Source organism: Paenibacillus sp. Mc5Re-14, assembly GCF_001049835.1.
In the GTDB taxonomy this organism is placed as follows: domain Bacteria; phylum Bacillota; class Bacilli; order Paenibacillales; family Paenibacillaceae; genus Paenibacillus; species Paenibacillus polymyxa_C.
Window position 1 is genome coordinate 1,591,673 of sequence record NZ_CVPD01000001.1, and the last position, 18,328, is coordinate 1,610,000.

General features: G+C 47.9%; 15 protein-coding genes, 2 rRNA genes and 1 riboswitch (1 of these 18 only partly in view). Of the genes, 2 read left to right on the forward strand and 15 right to left on the reverse strand.

Going from position 1 to position 18,328, the window contains the following annotated elements:
• Window positions 1–281: 281 nt before the first annotated feature.
• The 10 genes from purF to BN1546_RS07275 all read right to left on the reverse strand — a co-directional run bounded on the left by purF (window position 282) and on the right by BN1546_RS07275 (window position 10,853).
• Window positions 282–1,763 carry an amidophosphoribosyltransferase gene (purF, locus tag BN1546_RS07225; protein ID WP_013369475.1) on the reverse strand — a complete coding sequence of 494 codons (1,482 nt, stop codon included), beginning with the start codon at window positions 1,761–1,763 and terminating at the stop codon, window positions 282–284.
• Entirely contained in the window at window positions 1,748–3,991 is a 2,244-nt protein-coding gene (gene purL / locus BN1546_RS07230) for a phosphoribosylformylglycinamidine synthase subunit PurL (RefSeq protein ID WP_090736861.1), read from the reverse strand. The genes purF and purL overlap by 16 nt, the downstream gene beginning before the upstream one ends.
• Entirely contained in the window at window positions 3,969–4,658 is a 690-nt protein-coding gene (gene purQ, locus BN1546_RS07235) for a phosphoribosylformylglycinamidine synthase subunit PurQ (RefSeq protein WP_013369473.1), read from the reverse strand. The genes purL and purQ overlap by 23 nt, the downstream gene beginning before the upstream one ends.
• Before the next feature lie 4 nt (window positions 4,659–4,662).
• Complete coding sequence (gene purS, locus BN1546_RS07240) at window positions 4,663–4,908, reverse strand: phosphoribosylformylglycinamidine synthase subunit PurS (protein ID WP_007428837.1); 246 nt, start codon at window positions 4,906–4,908, stop codon at window positions 4,663–4,665.
• Between the two features lie 58 nt (window positions 4,909–4,966).
• The gene (locus tag BN1546_RS07245) at window positions 4,967–5,848 is read right to left on the reverse strand and encodes a phosphoribosylaminoimidazolesuccinocarboxamide synthase (RefSeq protein WP_090736863.1); all 882 of its coding nucleotides are present in this window, start codon (window positions 5,846–5,848) and stop codon (window positions 4,967–4,969) included.
• A gap of 597 nt (window positions 5,849–6,445) precedes the next feature.
• Window positions 6,446–7,744: an adenylosuccinate lyase gene (gene purB, locus BN1546_RS07255; protein WP_064962598.1), complete on the reverse strand. Its 1,299-nt coding sequence runs from the start codon at window positions 7,742–7,744 to the stop codon at window positions 6,446–6,448.
• A gap of 2 nt (window positions 7,745–7,746) precedes the next feature.
• Window positions 7,747–8,922, reverse strand: a complete 1,176-nt coding sequence (purK, locus tag BN1546_RS07260) for a 5-(carboxyamino)imidazole ribonucleotide synthase (RefSeq protein WP_090736865.1) — start codon at window positions 8,920–8,922, stop codon at window positions 7,747–7,749.
• Window positions 8,919–9,404 (reverse strand): 5-(carboxyamino)imidazole ribonucleotide mutase, encoded by a 486-nt coding sequence (gene purE, locus BN1546_RS07265; RefSeq protein WP_013369467.1) that lies wholly within the window; start codon window positions 9,402–9,404, stop codon window positions 8,919–8,921. Before purE ends, purK begins: the two co-directional genes overlap by 4 nt.
• 148 nt (window positions 9,405–9,552) lie before the next feature.
• A riboswitch (purine riboswitch) is annotated at window positions 9,553–9,654 on the reverse strand.
• Between the two features lie 350 nt (window positions 9,655–10,004).
• A complete protein-coding gene (locus BN1546_RS07270; protein ID WP_013369465.1) occupies window positions 10,005–10,439 on the reverse strand; it encodes a universal stress protein in 435 nt (144 codons plus the stop codon).
• A 150-nt stretch (window positions 10,440–10,589) separates the two neighbouring features.
• Window positions 10,590–10,853 carry a DUF1294 domain-containing protein gene (locus BN1546_RS07275; RefSeq protein ID WP_013369464.1) on the reverse strand — a complete coding sequence of 88 codons (264 nt, stop codon included), beginning with the start codon at window positions 10,851–10,853 and terminating at the stop codon, window positions 10,590–10,592.
• A 194-nt stretch (window positions 10,854–11,047) separates the two neighbouring features.
• Between BN1546_RS07275 and BN1546_RS07280 the strand changes: the two genes are divergently transcribed.
• Window positions 11,048–11,176, forward strand: a complete 129-nt coding sequence (locus BN1546_RS07280; protein WP_013369463.1) for a DUF4023 family protein — start codon at window positions 11,048–11,050, stop codon at window positions 11,174–11,176.
• Between the two features lie 363 nt (window positions 11,177–11,539).
• Window positions 11,540–12,691 carry a type II asparaginase gene (locus tag BN1546_RS07285; RefSeq protein ID WP_090736867.1) on the forward strand — a complete coding sequence of 384 codons (1,152 nt, stop codon included), beginning with the start codon at window positions 11,540–11,542 and terminating at the stop codon, window positions 12,689–12,691.
• Between the two features lie 185 nt (window positions 12,692–12,876).
• Here BN1546_RS07285 and BN1546_RS27255 read toward each other — a convergent pair whose 3' ends face one another.
• From BN1546_RS27255 to BN1546_RS07305, 5 genes are all read right to left on the reverse strand, one after another.
• A complete protein-coding gene (locus tag BN1546_RS27255; protein WP_016819760.1) occupies window positions 12,877–13,014 on the reverse strand; it encodes a hypothetical protein in 138 nt (45 codons plus the stop codon).
• Between the two features lie 99 nt (window positions 13,015–13,113).
• The gene (locus BN1546_RS07290) at window positions 13,114–15,249 is read right to left on the reverse strand and encodes a DNA topoisomerase III (RefSeq protein ID WP_090736869.1); all 2,136 of its coding nucleotides are present in this window, start codon (window positions 15,247–15,249) and stop codon (window positions 13,114–13,116) included.
• Between the two features lie 129 nt (window positions 15,250–15,378).
• The gene (locus BN1546_RS07295) at window positions 15,379–16,371 is read right to left on the reverse strand and encodes a ketoacyl-ACP synthase III (protein WP_013369459.1); all 993 of its coding nucleotides are present in this window, start codon (window positions 16,369–16,371) and stop codon (window positions 15,379–15,381) included.
• Between the two features lie 216 nt (window positions 16,372–16,587).
• Window positions 16,588–16,704: ribosomal RNA gene (gene rrf, locus BN1546_RS07300) — 5S ribosomal RNA — on the reverse strand.
• A gap of 78 nt (window positions 16,705–16,782) precedes the next feature.
• Window positions 16,783–18,328, reverse strand: a 23S ribosomal RNA gene (locus tag BN1546_RS07305) (it continues 1,383 nt past the right edge of the window).

Genomic DNA, 18,328 nt, shown 5'->3' on the forward strand with positions numbered 1-18,328 from the left:
GTCAAAGAAGTGAGCAGCGCCAACGGGCGGCTTACTTCTTTGACCCTTGAGGCAGGCAGCTGCGCCCTGCCTGTTAAAAACTCATGGCATGAATTAGTTATGCCATGAGTTTTTAACGGCCTTACCTATCCTCTTCCCTGTGGGAACAGAAGAGGTACAGGCACTGCTGCAAAATGCTGCACACCTGAGGAACGCAGCGATCGTAAGAACCTTCCACACGCGGAGTGGCCCCCTCAGAACCACCATCCCCATGCACCTCTGTACCTCTTTTGTTCCCTATACTAACAACTACACCCGAACTTTTCTTCGCCTTTGAAATCTACCTGTGTCGGATAATCGTTATCGAAACAAGCCAGGCACAAACCGCCCTTGTAATCCTGTTCGTTATGTCCGCCTACTGCGGCAATCAACCCTTCGGCGCTCATAAAGAAGAGCGAATCAGCGTTAATCTCTTGCCGAATTTCCTCTACGGTTTTGGACGAAGCGATCAGCTCCCGACGGTCCGGCGTGTCGATACCGTAGAAGCACGGGTTTTTGAAAGGCGGCGAGGTAATACGTACATGTACTTCCAGTGCGCCCGCATCTCGCAGCATATTTACGATTCGACGAGACGTGGTGCCACGAACGATAGAGTCGTCGATCATAATGACCCGTTTACCTTCAACCACACGGCGTACGGCGCTCAGCTTCATTTTCACACCCTGCTCGCGCAGCTCCTGACTCGGTTGAATGAAGGTACGACCGGTATATTTATTTTTAATCATGCCCAGCTCATAAGGAATACCTGTTTGCTCTGCATAACCAATTGCAGCCGAAATACTGGAATCCGGTACACCGGTCACCAAATCAGCATCGACAAAAGCCTCCAGCGCCAGTTGGCTGCCCATCCGTTTGCGTGCAGCATGAAGATTAGCTCCGTTCAAATCACTGTCAGGACGAGCAAAATAAATATACTCCATCGCACACAGCGCTTTACGCTGCTTATCTTCCGTATAGCGGTCTTCGTGCAGTCCATTTTTATCCAGTATCAACAGCTCACCTGGCTCGATATCGCGCAACAGTTCTGCACCAATCGTTTCCAGAGCACAGGATTCGGATGCAAACAAATAAGCATCTCCCAATCTGCCCATCGTCAATGGACGCAAGCCGTTGGGGTCAGAAGCCACAAGCAGCTTGTCATTGGTCATAATAAGGAAAGCAAACCCACCGACAATACGCTTCAATGCATCCTTGGCAGCCTCCACCAAATCCTTGGACGATCGGGCGATCAAATGAGCTACTACTTCGGTATCGCTGGTCGTTTGAAAAATAGACCCACCCTGCTCCAACTCATGCCGGATTTGCAAAGCATTTACGATATTTCCGTTCGTCGCTACCGCCAGATCACCATCACGATACTTGAACACCAAAGGCTGTGCATTTGTCAGCTTACTGTCTCCACTTGTCGAGTAGCGCACATGTCCTATAGCAATATCGCCTGTCAACGAAGCCATTAAGTCTTTATTAAATACTTCTTTGACAAGCCCCATTCCACGATGATAATGGAACTCGTCGCCACTGCTCACACAGATCCCTGCGCTTTCCTCACCACGATGCTGAAGCGCGTGTAAGCCGTAATAGGCTAGGGAAGCGGCATCGGAGTGTCTGTATACCCCGAATACGCCGCATTCCTCTTTTAATTTATCAAACAGCCCCTCTTTACCAGAGCCCTCATTATAATAATCTCCAGTCCACAACGTCCGTGCTGTTATTTCATCAGACATGGAATGACATCCTCCCAGATTTGCTTCAAACTGGCGACTGCCTCGTTCAAAGCGGGTTGTCCGTTCACCTCAACTGTCAATTGTGATCCTTCAACTTTTCCCAATACGGTAACTGGCACTTCCAATCCACGCAGATGCGCTTCCAACGCAGACGCTTTATCCGGCGATGCGGACAACAAAATGCGGGATTGACTTTCGCTGAATAAAGCATGGTCAGGACGCAAAGACGTCTCTACGTTAACCTGTGCTCCCAATCCGCCGCTAATTCCAGATTCGGCAAGCGCCACAGCCAATCCGCCCTCTGCGAGATCATGCGCGGATTGTACCAATCCAGCTTGTATCGCTCCCAGTACTGCGGTCAGCAGTTTTTTCTCTACGTTCAAATCTAGCTCAGGCGGACGTCCTTCGGATACACCGTGCACGACAGCCTGGAACTCACTGCCTCCTAGCTCAGCCTTCGTCTCCCCCACTAGGAAAATAACGTCGCCTTCAGCTTTGAAGCCTTGTGTCGTAATATGATCTGTATCATGTACCAGACCGACCATACCGACTACAGGCGTCGGATAGATCGCACCTTTGGCATTTTCGTTGTACAAGCTAACGTTACCCCCGATAACAGGTGTATCCAGTATACGACAAGCTTCTGCCATACCGTCCACGGCTTTTTCCATTTGCCAGAAAATATCCGGTTTTTCAGGGTTACCGAAGTTGAGGTTGTCCGTAATCGCCAAAGGTTCTCCGCCGGAGCATACAATGTTACGAGCTGCTTCGCTGACTGCAATTCGTCCGCCTACCTCTGGATCCAGGTATACATAACGTCCGTTACAATCTGTAGTCATCGCAAGTCCCTTGCGGGTGCCGCGTACAGTCACTACAGCCGCATCCGAGCCCGGACGAACGGCCGTACTGGTGCGAACCATGTAATCATATTGCTCGTATACCCATTTCTTGCTGGCTACACTTGGGGATGAAAGCACCTTTTTCAGCGCACCGTTCAAATCAGTCACTTCTGGGTAACGCAATGTGTCAACAGCAGCATTTTGCTCATAATAAGCAGGAACTTCGGAAGGCTTGTCATAGATCGGACACTCGTCTACTAGCGCCGTCACTGGCATATCCCCCACCACTTCACCGTGATGGAACAAACGCAAACGCCCGTCATCCGTCACCTTGCCGACCTTGGCACAAATGACGCCCCAACGCTCGAAAATTTCAAGCGCCTGTGCTTCATCCTTTGGCTCAACAACGAACAGCATACGCTCCTGTGATTCGGACAGCATCATTTCATAAGGTGTCATGCCCTCTTCACGTTGCGGTACCTGATCCAGATACAGCTCAAGACCGTTGCCCGCCTTACTTGCCATTTCGGCACTGGAGCAGGTAAGTCCCGCTGCGCCCATATCCTGAATACCCAGTACAATACCGCTGTCGATCAGTTCCAGACATGATTCCATAACCAGCTTCTCCATAAATGGATCGCCTACTTGAACCGCAGTCCGATTCGCTTCGGATTCCTCTGTCAGCTCAACCGATGCGAAGGTAGCTCCATGAATCCCGTCACGACCTGTCGGAGGTCCCACATAAAACACCGGGTTACCGACCCCTTTTGCCACACCGCGCTGAATTTTATCATGGTCAATCAGTCCGACACACATGGCATTGACGAGCGGATTGCCCTCATAGCTTTCATCAAATACAACCTCGCCGCCTACGGTTGGAATACCGATACAGTTTCCATAGCCCGCAATACCGGATACCACATGCTCGAACAAATATTTCACACGGTCGCTCTCCAGCTTGCCAAAACGCAAAGAGTTCAACACAGCTACAGGTCTTGCGCCCATGGAGAAAATATCACGGATGATGCCGCCTACCCCAGTCGCTGCCCCTTGAAAAGGTTCTACAGCGGATGGATGGTTATGACTTTCGATTTTAAATACAACCGCTTGGTTGTCTCCAATATCTACAATCCCTGCTCCTTCACCCGGTCCCATCAGCACTCGCGGACCGCTCGTCGGGAAACGTCTCAACAACGGCTTGGAGTTTTTGTAAGCACAATGCTCTGACCACATAACACTGAACACGCCAATTTCCGTATAATTCGGCTGACGCCCCATGAAATCACAGATCAGCGCATATTCACTGTCCGACACACCCATCTGCTGATACAGTTTATGTTCGGCAACCTGCTCTGCCGTCGGTTCCTTAGCGGACACTTGCTGCGCCATGACGATCCCTCCAAGCATTCAAAATAGATGTAAACATACGTTTGCCGTCATCCGTGCCAAGCAATGCATCCACCGCACGTTCCGGATGGGGCATCATGCCCAGTACGTTACCTTGTTCATTACAAATCCCCGCAATATCCGTCATGGAACCATTGGGATTATCTTTATACGTAAATACGATCTGATTGTTCGCCTGCAAACGAGCCAGCGTCTCATCATCACAGTAATAGTTGCCTTCACCATGTGCGATCGGAATAATGATTTCTTCACCAGCAGCATAATCTCTTGTAAAAGGCGTATCGTTATTCGCAACCTGCAATACCGTATCACGGCAAAGGAATTTCATCGACAGATTACGGCGCAAAGCTCCTGGCAACAGCCCGGCTTCGGTCAAAATTTGAAAACCGTTGCAAATCCCCAAAATATATTTGCCTTCAGCAGCCGCTTTGGCTACTTCCTTCATCACCGGGGCAAACCGGGAAATCGCACCGCACCGCAGATAATCCCCGTAGGAGAAGCCTCCCGGAACAAGAATACAATCGTAAGGTGACAGATCCGTTGCAGTATGCCACACATAATCGACAGGTTCACCGACCGTGTCCTCTATCGCCTTATAGCAGTCAATATCACAGTTGGAGCCCGGAAAAACCAGAACTGCAAATTTCATGGAATCAGCCCTCCAGTTCGTAGCGGTAGTCTTCAATGACCGTGTTGGCCAACAGCTTTTCACACATCTCGATGACGCGTTTCTCTGCACTCTCGCGGTCTGTTGTATCCAGATTCAGTTCCATATACTTACCAATTCTGACGCTATCCACTTCTCCGAAACCCATAGAATGCAGTGCGCCCTGCACCGCAACCCCCTGCGGGTCCAAAACGCTTTGCTTAATCGTGACATAGACTGTTGCTTTCATCATGTTCCTTCAGTTCCTCCTCCGAATGAGTGAATCCTATTGGTTGAATTATGATTACTATTTACTGTGCCGTCAGACGCCGCCAAATATCCGTATATCTTGCAGTTGTTTCTTCTACGACCTCAGCAGGCAACGGATCGGGCTTGCTATTCTTGTCCCAACCGGAGGCTGCTAGATAGCTTCGCACCGGCTCCTTGTCCATGCTGTCAATCTCCACATCCAGCTCATACTTTTCCTGCGCCCAAAAACGGGATGAGTCCGGGGTGAAAATTTCATCAATCAAAATCACCTTGCCGTCAACAAGACCAAACTCAAACTTGCAATCCGCTAAAATGATTCCTCGCTTTTCGCAGAAAGCACGCGCAAATTCGTACAATGCCAAGCTTTTTTCCTCAAGCTCACCGGTTAGCTGGGCCCCGACCAGCTCTTTCATTTGGTGAAGGGAAATGTCCTCGTCGTGACCGACATCATTTTTTGCAGCCGGTGTAAATAGAGGCTTGGGAAAGCGTTCATTCTTACGTAGCCCCTTGGGCAATGGAATACCGTTTACCTCGCCGGTCTGCTCATACTGACGCCAGCCGCCTCCGGTAATATATCCGCGCACCACACACTCGATGTCGATGCGTTCAGCCTTCAGCGTAACCATGATCCGGTCCTTTAGCAGCTCTTTATGCTGTTCGTCGATGACATGTCCGAGCTTGTCTACATCGGTATGCACGACATGGTTTTCCAGCAGGTCTTTCGTCTGTTCAAACCAGAAAGCACTGAGCTTGTTCAATACATTTCCTTTTTCCGGTACGGGCGGCTCCAACACATAATCAAAAGCCGAAATCCGGTCCGTCACGACAATCAGAAAATGTTCTCCGAGATCATACAACTCACGCACTTTGCCTTTGTACAAGAGCGGCGCATGAATCAGACCTTCGGCGGTAGACAATGACATTTCATTACACCTCTTTCATAGAAGTTGCCCCTCCTAAATCCTCCCCTCGGGGAGGACCCCCAGGGCTGCTGCCCTCGGGACTCCCGCAAGAGTTGGCTGGTGAGCTGGGTGAGGGCGTCTATTTTGTAGCTACGGTCGGGTGAGCGCGCTCCGCTGGATGAAGCTTGTTGGCACAAGCCTAATCCAGCAACGCTTTTACGTCGGCGCGAACGGCTGGCTCAAGGCTTCGCTTCTTGAGCCTTGCGCGTTTCTGTAAGGACTGCGGGCTGTTTGCTGTGCAAATTCGGCAGTCCTTCCAGAAACGTTGCTTGTGATAGAAAAGCGTGTTCCACTGCTTTTCCATCGCTCTTGGGAAGGTGCGGCATCTTATGTGCCGCACCTTTTCAAGTTCTGCTCCCACATGAAGGGTGGTTCTGGAAGCAGCGGAGCGAACGGAATCGTTCTGGAGAAGCGTTAGCGTTTGCCTTTGCCCCTGGATTCCAACCTTAGTAGGTTTTCCAATTCAGGAATCCAGGGGCAACAGCAATCGGAAGAACGATCCGTTCGCGCAGCGGTCTCATCACGCTCCTGATCCTCCCCAAGCGCCAACCTTCCCTCTTACTCCCCTAATCCCAGCTTTTTAAAGATCGTATCCACGTTTTTCAAATGCCAAGCTGGGTTGAACGCATCCTCGATTTCATCCGGACTGAGCACGTCAGTAATTTCAGGAGTCGCCTCGACGATTTCGCGGAACTGGCGTTGTTCTTCCCATGCCTGCATAGCACGCGGCTGCACGGTATCGTAAGCTTTTTCACGACTAAAGCCCTTGTCGATCAGCTTCGTCATAATACGGCCAGAGAATGGTACACCATACGTACGCGCCATATTGCGCTTCATATTTTCAGGGAAGACCGTCAGATTTTTCACGATATTGCCAAAACGGTTCAGCATGTAGTTCAACAGCATTGTTGCATCTGGCAGAATGATGCGTTCTACAGAAGAATGCGAAATGTCGCGCTCATGCCACAGCGTAACGTTCTCATACGCCGATACCATATGCCCGCGAATCACACGTGCCAGGCCGGAGATGTTTTCACTTCCGATCGGATTGCGTTTATGCGGCATTGCGGAAGATCCTTTTTGACCCTTGGCAAAAGCTTCTTCCACCTCGCGGAATTCACTCTTTTGCAATGCACGGACTTCTGTAGCAAACTTGTCCAACGATGTGGCGATCAACGCCAACGTGGCCATATATTCAGCATGACGATCACGCTGAAGCGTTTGTGTAGAAATCGGAGCAGGCTTGGTGCCCAGCTTGCGGCATACGAATTCTTCCACAGCTGGGTCAATGTTGGCATATGTTCCGACTGCACCGGACATTTTACCGTATTGCACCTGGTCAGCAGCATAGCGGAAACGTTCCAGATTGCGCTTCATTTCCTCGTACCACAGGCCCATTTTCAGTCCGAATGTGGTCGGCTCAGCGTGCACTCCATGTGTACGTCCCATCATCGGTGTGTGCTTGTAAGCCAATGCTTTTTCCTTCAAAATATCAATAAAATTCAGAATATCTCGTTCCAGAATTTCATTCGCCTGTTTTAACAAATAGCCCAGTGCTGTATCAACCACGTCTGTGGAGGTTAGACCGTAATGCACCCATTTGCGCTCGTCGCCAAGACTTTCGGATACCGTGCGGGTAAAAGCAATGACATCATGTCTTGTTTCCTGCTCAATTTCATAGATCCGTTCAATATCAAAGCTTGCATTTTTGCGCAGAGCCACGGTATCTTCTTTTGGGATAACACCTAACTCAGCCCATGCTTCACAGGCACACAGTTCTACTTCCAGCCAAGCTTTGAATTTATTTTCTTCCGTCCAAATCGCTCTCATTTCCGGTCTGCTATAGCGTTCGATCATGACTATTTATCCCCCCAAATATTGGTTTGATCAATCCATTCCAGCGCTTGTTCCGTATCCTGGCACAACAGATTAATATGTCCCATCTTCCGGCCTGGCTTGGCTTCACTTTTTCCATACAAATGCAGCTTCGGTACAACACTCAATCTTTCAGCTTCAGCATCTGTTTGTCCGAACCGCCGAATTACGTTCTCCAAATGCTCACCTAGTACATTGACCATCACGACCGGAGTCAGAAGCTTCGTGTTGCCTAGTGGCAAACCACAAATCGCACGTATATGCTGCTCAAATTGCGATGTGGCGCATCCCTCCATCGTGTAGTGGCCGGAGTTATGGGGACGTGGTGCCAACTCATTAACGTACAATTGTCCATCTTCGGTGACAAACATCTCCACAGCGAGCAGCCCCACCGCATCCAATGACTCCGCCACAGCCAGCGCCAATTTGCGTGCTTCTTCCTGGACAGGTTCAGGTACGCGTGCGGGTACAATCGACGTGTGCAAAATGTTGTTTACGTGAATGTTTTCCGCAGGTGGAAAGGCTTTAGCTTCACCGTTCGTGCTGCGAGCTACAATCACCGAGATTTCGCAGCGAAAACGGATGAACTGTTCCAACACCAGTTCCGAACCGCTTCCAGCCAGTTGCTCGTAGGCATTCGTGGCTTCCTCCGATTGGCGAACGACCACTTGGCCCTTGCCATCATAACCGCCGACTGCTGTTTTGAGCACACACGGTACACCCAGTTCGGCTACCGCTTGAACCATATCGGCAGAACTGCTAATTTCACGATATGGAGCGACAGGAACACCAGCTGCTTCAATAGAACGTTTTTCACGCAGACGATGCTGTGTCGTGTACAAAAGACTACTGCCCTGTGGCACACTGGATTCCTGTTCCAAAAGCGCGGCTACACCTGCATCCACATTTTCGAACTCATACGTGATCACATCACACCGTGCAGCCAGTTCTCTGGCCGCGTGTTCATCATCATAGGCAGCACGGATTTGTTCGGACACCTGTCCACACGGACTATCCGGTGCAGGGTCCAGTGTTACGAAGCGATAGCCTAAGTTTGTTCCTGCCAGTACAAGCATTCTTCCTAGTTGTCCGCCTCCCAAAAGCCCAATCACTGTGCCAGGAGGACGGATTCGGCCTGCGGGTTCACATGCTTCATTCATAGTGAGTCACTACCTTCCAGTACCTCGTCACGGATACGGTCGCGTCTTGCCACAACCCGCTGACTTATCTTTTCGTCAAAAGCACCTAATATTTGTGCAGCCAGCAGCCCTGCGTTGGTAGAGCCCGCCTTACCGATCGCCACAGTGGCGACTGGAATACCACCCGGCATCTGCACAATGGAGAGCAGGGAGTCCAGACCATTCAGAGCCTTCGACTGGACAGGCACGCCAATTACTGGCAAGGATGTCTTCGCAGCCACCATTCCCGGCAGATGTGCAGCCCCGCCCGCTCCAGCAATAATGACCTTTAATCCGCGCCCGGCGGCCTCTTCTGCAAAACGAAACATTAAATCCGGTGTACGATGGGCTGAAACTACTTTTTTCTCATATCCGATTTCAAGCTCGTCCAGCACAGCACATGCATGTTGCATGGTGTCCCAGTCTGATGTGCTGCCCATAATGACAGCAACCTGCACTGACATGTCCTTCACTCCCTGTTTATCAATAAGCGCCAAAAATCCGGCACTCGAAAATAACGTTATTTTCAAGACACCGGACTACGAAAAAACAAACGACAGAGCCTCTTAAAGGCATGCCAAAAGCAAGCCTGTTCCACCGCATCCAATGCGGCTTCAGCCGTATGTCTCCCGTAGTCCGGAAATTTAAGGTTTCCAGGTAGAAACTTCCGGGCCATATCCCCGGCATTATACGAGTCAGGATTGTGCTTACTCCATACCCAACGATATACTTTCCTAGCGTAATCGTGGTGAGTTTCGGCTCCAACATGTGTACCTAATTAAATTGTACCTAAAGTTCATTTTTTATCGACAATACACTTCATAGTTTAACAATTCCCTACACCCTGTGTCAACTTGAAAACGAACATTGTCATAATGATACAATTTAATGTTCGTGTTTAACAAAAACCAAGCCCTTTATATGCACACCTCGAAACTATTGTATTACATTTAGCTATCTCTCTACCTACACTGATAACGGCCAGCAATACATCTTACTAACAAAAATAAAAAGCCGGCACTTCCTATACAGGTAGTGATCCGACTTTTACTTTTTTTATTTCGTTATTTTACGACCAGCACGGGGATACGTGCATGCTGCACCACATTGTGACTTACGCTACCTAAGACAAATTCACGAATACCACCCAAACCGCGACTGCCGATCACAATCACATCGAAGCCATTCTCATTGGCATAATCCAAAATGACTTCGGCCGGCGAACCTTGAATCAGTTCCACCTTGGCATCTACACCTTGCTCAGCAAGCCGCTTTTTAACTTCATCCGTAGTTTGCTCAGCCAAATCATAATACTCTTTATTCACCGAAGCTGGAATTGGAGCCAAGCCTTCGCCCATAAAAATCCGCGGGAAATCGAATGCTGTTACGACCTCAAGCTTCGAGGAGGGTGATGCCTTCACCAATTCAGCCGCCTTCAATAAAGCTTTGTTGGATGCATCCGAACCGTCATAAGCAAGCAATACTTTTGAAAATAGCATAATACGCACCTCTTCCGAATTCAGTTTGTTAAATCAAAGCCTGAAATTATGTATTCCTGTAGTTGTTCACTTTCATTACACCATGTAATGGCTGAGAATAGTCTTCTCAATCATCATTAAACTTCCCTATGGGAAGCTAAACTTCCAGCCTTACCGTAAAAAATACCCATAGAGCAATGCGTTAATGAATAGCAACGCAGGAATACCTAATCTGAAGGTCATATGCCGTGTTTTATGGCGCTTGCGGTACATCGCAATGAGTACACCTAATGCGCCCCCGATCAGGGCCAGCAAAAACAACGTCCGTTCAGGTACACGATCACGGTGTTTACGTGCTCTCTTTTTATCTTCCGACATTACCAGATAGCCTACTGCATTGATGAACAGCAGCCATACCAACAAGCCTGTCTGCAATGTCTCCCCTCCTTTTGCACACCGTACCAGTTTCAGGTATTAGGACTTATATAGAGCTCTCTCCTTCATTATAACCTCACCCCTTTTATAGAAACAACGCCTTCCCTGACTGGGAAAACGTTTTTGCGGAAATAGTAACGGTGTATGAGGGCAATTCCCGAGTGCATCTATTTTGTCTTAAAGGAGGAACTACGATGGAAAGCACCCATGAATACGTTGAAAAGCTGCGAGAAAATGCAAAAAAGGCAGAACGTAACCGTAAACAAGGAAAAGGAACTCCCAGCGCCAGCTTGCCAACAAAACAGCATAGCAAAAACCCCTGATCATGGGAACTGTATTCAACTGTAGAACCATGTAAATACCGTAAGACATCAACTTCATCTTGTCACTCTCATTCAATGAAATTAAAGGTAGGTAAACTCAGTTGTTCACCTTTTATCAAAAACAACAAGCAGACTCCTTATGAGATTTCTGCTTGTTGTTTTGTTTTCAAATCTTTTCCATTCAGGTATAATTAAAGCGATTACATATATAAAAACAAATCTTCGTGTCATATTTCATGACATAGTTATTGACTAAAGATATTATCACACTCTATAATGCGTGATATTAACGTATTCGACAAAATTTTTGTCAGTTAATCTATCATTAATATTTCAAGGTTTAAGATTGGAGAGGAGCTTTATATGACTAACATGAAAAAAATGACAATGATTCCCCTGTTGGCCAGCTTTATTCTCGGAAGTACCTTATGGAGTGGTGGATTTACTGCTAACGCTGCGACCGCAGCTACAACCAGCACAACGGTATCTACTGTTACTACCACTACTACTCCGGACAAACAAACCAATCATTTACCCAATATTAAAATACTGGCCACAGGAGGAACCATTGCAGGATCATCCTCCGTCAACACAGATACAACTGGTTACAAAGCAGGGGCATTAGGTGTTGAAACCTTGATCAATGCCGTTCCTGAGATGAAAAGTATTGCAAATGTCAGTGGTGAGCAAGTGGTTAACGTAGGTAGCCCCGACGTTGATAATGAAATCCTCTTAAAACTTGCCAAACGCACCAACGAACTGCTTGCCAGAGACGATGTAGATGGTATTGTCATTACCCATGGTACAGATACATTGGAAGAAACGGCTTACTTCCTCAATCTTGTCGTTAAGAGCGATAAGCCTGTAGTTGTTGTTGGCTCTATGCGCCCAGCTACTGCCATCAGTGCCGATGGTCCATTCAACCTTTATAATGCTGTAAAAGTTGCCGGTGCTTCGGCCTCTAAAGGCCAGGGTGTACTCGTACTGCTGAACGATCGCATCGGTGCAGCAAGATATATCACGAAAACAAACACAACAGCAGTCGATACGTTCAAGTCTGTAGAGCAGGGATACCTTGGAGCTGTAGTAGGCGATCAAGTATACTACTACAACAAATCCACTCATAAGCACACAACTTCTTCTGTATTCGATATCTCTAATCTCACCCAGCTACCACAAGTAGATATTTTATACGAATATCAAAACAACGGTCGCTACCTGTATGATGCAGCCGTAGCAGCTGGTGCCAAGGGTATAGTGGTCGCTGGTTCCGGTAATGGTTCCTTGTCCAAGACCTCCTCAGAAGGCGCAGAGGCTGCAGGTAAAAAAGGAGTTATTATTGCCCGCTCTACCCGCGTAGGAAGTGGAGTTGTGTCTCCGTCGACAAAAGACGCAGCTTCGAACTTTGTGTCCACTGATTCGCTCAATCCGCAAAAAGCACGGATTTTGCTCATGCTCGCTTTGACCCAAACGCACGATGTGAACCAAATTCAATCTTTCTTTAATGAATACTAAGAGCAGTCATTCCAAGTCAAATAAATACAACTTCCTTATTATGAAAAAGAAGCAGCAGTTACGGTTGACCGCCGTACTGCTGCTTCTTTTATGCAAGAAAATAGAGTCTGGGACCGATAACTAATTTATCTGGTTTCCAATCGTTCTGGTCTTATACAGCCATTCGTTTTCCCTTACAGGAAGCATCAAGACTGCTGTTTGGGAATCCCATTCAAGCTTGGAGGATATTTAGCTTGCTTCTCTGGATGAGCAGCGATTTCTTCCTCCAGTATACTTGATTTATTTTGCTGATTATTGATTTTAAGCGGCTTATGCTTGGGCATAAATACTCACCTCCTCGGATTACCATGCCAAGGAGTAAGCTTTTTTATACCGACATACGCCTGCTAATTGTGTAGCTTATAGCACGTTCTGGCCAATCTTTATTCGCCCTGCTTTTGCTCCATTGCTGCTTTTAACAAATCCCCCAAACTGGAGCCAAAGGAATCCTTCTTTTCAAACTGTTTTACTAGCTTTTGCTGTTCCCGTTTGTTTACCCGTTGCTTGTCCTTATCCAGCGTCTCCGTAATGCCGCAGGGTAAGCATCTTACATACAGACCTGCTTTGCCCTCTTTCATTTCCATTTTTTTATGACACTGTGGACAACGTCGATTGGACAAGCGTTTTTCCCCTGAACGACGGTAACCACAATCCGCACTTGGACATACAAGGAACTTGCCTTTCTTCCCTTTTTTCTCCAACAACTTTGTACCACAATCCGGACAATGGCTATTCGTTACGTTATGGGGTTTGTACTCCGCGCTGCTATTTTTCACAGTAGAAACCAATTCTTTCGCCATAGCACGGATAGAATTCAAAAATGGCTCAGGTTGTCCTTGACCACGGGCAATCCGTTCCAACTCCGCTTCCCAACGTGCCGTCAATTCGGGCGTTCGTAGCTGTGGAGCCGCCAATTCGATCAGTTGCTTGCCTTTGCCAGTTGGATGCATTACGTTCCCCTGGCGCTCTATCGTATCCGAGCTGACGAGTTTCTCGATCAGATCTGCACGAGTAGCTGGTGTACCCAAGCCGTGCTTTTCCATCTGAGCGAGCAGGGCTGCTTCTGTATAACGCTTCGGCGGCATCGTTCGTCCAGCTCGTACAATACAACGCTGCAATTGGACGGAGTCTCCTTTTTTCAGCTCAGGCAAAATAACGCCCCCTCCATTATTTTCACGATCATCTATCTCTTCATCGTCCAATTCATAATGACTTTCGTCATATACAGCACGCCAACCGCTATATTTTATGGTTGTACCTTTGACCTGAAATGTTTCCTGCCCCACCATGACCGATACAGCTACAGCATCATAACGTGCAGGTGGGTAGAACAAACTGATAAAACGGCGTGCAATCAGATCATACAGCTTACGTTCCTCTGGGCTTAACTGATTAAGTAATAATGTCTGCTCAGTAGGTATAATCGCATGGTGGTCTGTGACTTTACTGTCGTCCACAACCCGCTTTGTGATTGGCAATTTGTTACGCAATAGCGGACGTGCTAAAGAAGCATACGGACCCACTGCTACGCTACTGAGTCTTTCCTTAAGTGAATCCACCATATCGGATGTAAGATAACGGCTATCTGTACGTGGATAAGTCACCAGCTTATGCTGCTCATACAGACGCTGAAGAACATTGGACGTCTGTTTGGCTGAGAAGCCATAGCGCTGGTTAGCATCTCGTTGCAGCTCAGTTAAGTCATACGCCAGCGGGTGAGGCTCGTTTTTTTCACTCTTTTTAACACTCACAACTGTACCTTTGGCCCCCTCAAGCCTGTGGCGCAAAGTCTCTGCCTGAGTACGGTCAAACATACGTGAATCCCCATTTTCTGCCCGCCATGTTGCCTGAAAATGGCCAAAATCAGCCGTCAAAGTATCATATTCCTGAGAACGAAACTGAGTGATCTCTTTCTCACGTTCCATAATCATCCCCAGTGTCGGTGTCTGTACCCTTCCAGCCGAAAGCTGAGCGTTATAACGAACCGTTAACGCGCGGGTTACATTGAGACCAATCATCCAGTCTGCTTCAGCCCTACAGCGAGCCGATTCATATAAACGATCAAACTGCTGGCCAGGCAATAATTTCGCGAAACCTGCCTTAATTGCCTTATCCGTCTGCGAGGAAATCCATAAGCGTCGGAAAGGCTTTTTCCAGTTTGCCATTTGTATAATCCATCGTGCCAGCAGTTCTCCTTCACGAGCAGCATCTGTTGCCACGATAAGTTCTCCAATGTCCTGTCGTTTCATAAGCTGCTGTACAGCTTTGAACTGATGATTACTTTCCCGCAATACCTTTAACTTGGAGTTCTTCGGAAGAATGGGCAAGTCCTCCAAGTTCCAAGTCGCATACTTAGAATCGTAATCCTCAGGCTCTGCTAATCCGACCAAATGACCCAAAGCCCATGTCACTACATACTTAGGTCCTTCTATATAACTTTTATGCTTCTCTCGGCTGCCCATCACACGTGCAATCTCTCTGGCCACGGATGGTTTTTCTGCCAATACCAATACCTTCATGTTACGCTCCTTTCTCTCATAATGTTAATTATACCATCCTGCCATCTTACGATAAATCTAATGCCAACCAACGTCTCTTTATCAACATGATCTTTACACACTATTACTATTACTTATGCATTAGACAGCTTACAAATCAGGCACACTCCATTTTATTAGCAGACCCGCATACGTCAGGCCTCCCCCGAATCCATATAACACCACATGTTGTCCATATCTTAAACGCCCATCATCCAATCCACACTGTAAAGCCAACGGAATGGACGCCGCCGAGGTATTACCATAAAACTCTACACTCGTCAGCGTCTTTTCTAAAGGTACTGTACTTTTTTCACATATGGACTCAATCATTCTCAGATTAGCGCTATGAGGTACAAACCAGTCAAGATCTTCCTTCTCCATATTTGCCTTATCCATTAATCTTTCGATGCCAGCTGGAACAGAGCGTACAGCCCATTTATAAACTTCACGTCCATTTTGAGCAATAAAACCATTATCTTGCAGCTTCTCTCCATCCAAATAGTTAGATAATCCTGCGCGGTAAAGATGTGCTCCACCTTGCCCAAAGGTTCCTATATCTGCGGTCAAAAATGATCCTTCATCCTCGTCATATTCAACAAGTGCGACTCCTGCTCCATCTCCAAAAAGAACACATGTCGTCCGGTCGGTATAATCTGTAATTTTGGATAATGTCTCTGCTCCAATCACTAGAACCTTACGATGTAGACCACCCGTAATAAGACCATTTGCCAAATGAAGTCCATAGGCAAAGCCTGCGCATGCAGCACTAACATCCATTGATCCTGTATTTGGAATATTAAAATAAGCCTGAATACGGGAAGCCGTACTTGGAAAATAGTAATCAGGTGTACTTGTCGCTACAATGATCATGTCAACATCGTTCACATTTACGTTATAAAGGTTAACCATACGTTTAATAGCTTGTATACATAAATCAGATACGTACTGATCTTCAGCCGCGATTCGTCGTTCCCGCATACCCGTTCGTTGTACAATCCACTCGTCACTAGTTTCCACAAGCTTCTCCAAGTCGGCGTTCGTTAAAATCCGTTCAGGTACATAAGTGCCAAGGGCCGTTAACTTTGCTTTTGAATTCAACATTCTGATCACTCTCCTTTATAATTCTTATTCATATTATAACACCAGATACTAATACCTGGTACTAATTTTCTTAAAAAAATGTCTATCTATTTACTAGCTAATATCCACATATTCAGTCGAACTTATAACTAACTTACTCTAATAAAAAATACTACTGAAATTTAACACAAAAAAAAGATCATGATCTCAGTGAGATCATGATCTTTTTTACTTGTTGCTTGGCAACGTCCTACTCTCCCAGGACCCTGCGGTCCAAGTACCATCGGCGCTGGAGGGCTTAACGGTCGTGTTCGGGATGGGTACGTGTGGAACCCCTCCGCTATCGCCACCAAACATGAATTTGCCTCGCAAATTCTAACTTCAAGGTTACACCCTGAAAACTGGATCCGAAACTTCCTTGCGCCTTATCTTTAGGATAAGCCCTCGACCGATTAGTATTGGTCAGCTCCATGCATTACTGCACTTCCACCCCCAACCTATCTACCTCGTCGTCTTCAAGGGGTCTTACTAATTGGGAAATCTCATCTTGAGGGGGGCTTCACGCTTAGATGCTTTCAGCGCTTATCCCTTCCGTACATAGCTACCCAGCGGTGCTCCTGGCGGAACAACTGGTACACCAGCGGTACGTCCATCCCGGTCCTCTCGTACTAAGGACAGCTCCTCTCAAATTTCCTACGCCCACGACAGATAGGGACCGAACTGTCTCACGACGTTCTGAACCCAGCTCGCGTACCGCTTTAATGGGCGAACAGCCCAACCCTTGGGACCTACTTCAGCCCCAGGATGCGATGAGCCGACATCGAGGTGCCAAACCTCCCCGTCGATGTGGACTCTTGGGGGAGATAAGCCTGTTATCCCCAGGGTAGCTTTTATCCGTTGAGCGATGGCCCTTCCATGCGGTACCACCGGATCACTAAGCCCGACTTTCGTCCCTGCTCGACTTGTAGGTCTCGCAGTCAAGCTCCCTTCTGCCTTTGCACTCTTCGAATGATTTCCAACCATTCTGAGGGAACCTTGGGGCGCCTCCGTTACTCTTTAGGAGGCGACCGCCCCAGTCAAACTGCCCACCTGACACTGTCCTCGTACCGGATTACGGTACCAAGTTAGAACCTAGATACGATCAGGGTGGTATCCCAAGGATGCCTCCCCTCAAGCTGGCGCTCAAGGTTCAACGGCTCCCACCTATCCTGTACAGATCGTACCCAAATTCAATATCAAGCTGCAGTAAAGCTCCATGGGGTCTTTCCGTCTTGTCGCGGGTAACCTGCATCTTCACAGGTATTAAAATTTCACCGGATCTCTCGTTGAGACAGCGCCCAAGTCGTTACGCCATTCGTGCGGGTCAGAATTTACCTGACAAGGAATTTCGCTACCTTAGGACCGTTATAGTTACGGCCGCCGTTTACTGGGGCTTCGGTTCATAGCTTCGCCCCGAAGAGCTTACCACTCCCCTTAACCTTCCAGCACCGGGCAGGCGTCAGCCCGTATACTTCGCCTTGCGGCTTCGCACAGACCTGTGTTTTTGCTAAACAGTCGCTTGGGCCTTTTCACTGCGGCCCCCTCGGGCTATTCACCCTACCGAGGCACCCCTTCTCCCGAAGTTACGGGGTCATTTTGCCGAGTTCCTTAACGAGAGTTCTTCCGCGCGCCTTAGAATTCTCTTCTCGCCTACCTGTGTCGGTTTGCGGTACGGGCACCTTCTCCTGGCTAGAGGCTTTTCTTGGCAGTCTGAGATCATGACCTTCGCTACTACAATTTTCGCTCCCCATCACAGCCCAGCCTTAACGATGTGCGGATTTGCCTACACATCAGCCTCACTGCTTAGACGGACATCCATCAGTCCGCGTCACTACCCTACTGCGTCACCCCATCGCTCATAGCGGATTACGGTGGTACAGGAATTTCTACCTGTTGTCCTTCGACTACGCCTATCGGCCTCGCCTTAGGTCCCGACTTA

Coding starts and splice junctions, on each gene's coding strand:
- purF (WP_013369475.1), bottom strand. CDS start 1,763: ATGTCTGATGAAATAACAGCACGGACGTTGTGGACTGGAGATTATTAT.
- purL (WP_090736861.1), bottom strand. CDS start 3,991: ATGGCGCAGCAAGTGTCCGCTAAGGAACCGACGGCAGAGCAGGTTGCC.
- purQ (WP_013369473.1), bottom strand. CDS start 4,658: ATGAAATTTGCAGTTCTGGTTTTTCCGGGCTCCAACTGTGATATTGAC.
- purS (WP_007428837.1), bottom strand. CDS start 4,908: ATGATGAAAGCAACAGTCTATGTCACGATTAAGCAAAGCGTTTTGGAC.
- BN1546_RS07245 (WP_090736863.1), bottom strand. CDS start 5,848: ATGTCATTGTCTACCGCCGAAGGTCTGATTCATGCGCCGCTCTTGTAC.
- purB (WP_064962598.1), bottom strand. CDS start 7,744: ATGATCGAACGCTATAGCAGACCGGAAATGAGAGCGATTTGGACGGAA.
- purK (WP_090736865.1), bottom strand. CDS start 8,922: ATGAATGAAGCATGTGAACCCGCAGGCCGAATCCGTCCTCCTGGCACA.
- purE (WP_013369467.1), bottom strand. CDS start 9,404: ATGTCAGTGCAGGTTGCTGTCATTATGGGCAGCACATCAGACTGGGAC.
- BN1546_RS07270 (WP_013369465.1), bottom strand. CDS start 10,439: ATGCTATTTTCAAAAGTATTGCTTGCTTATGACGGTTCGGATGCATCC.
- BN1546_RS07280 (WP_013369463.1), top strand. CDS start 11,048: ATGGAAAGCACCCATGAATACGTTGAAAAGCTGCGAGAAAATGCAAAA.
- BN1546_RS07285 (WP_090736867.1), top strand. CDS start 11,540: ATGACTAACATGAAAAAAATGACAATGATTCCCCTGTTGGCCAGCTTT.
- BN1546_RS27255 (WP_016819760.1), bottom strand. CDS start 13,014: ATGCCCAAGCATAAGCCGCTTAAAATCAATAATCAGCAAAATAAATCA.
- BN1546_RS07290 (WP_090736869.1), bottom strand. CDS start 15,249: ATGAAGGTATTGGTATTGGCAGAAAAACCATCCGTGGCCAGAGAGATT.
- BN1546_RS07295 (WP_013369459.1), bottom strand. CDS start 16,371: ATGTTGAATTCAAAAGCAAAGTTAACGGCCCTTGGCACTTATGTACCT.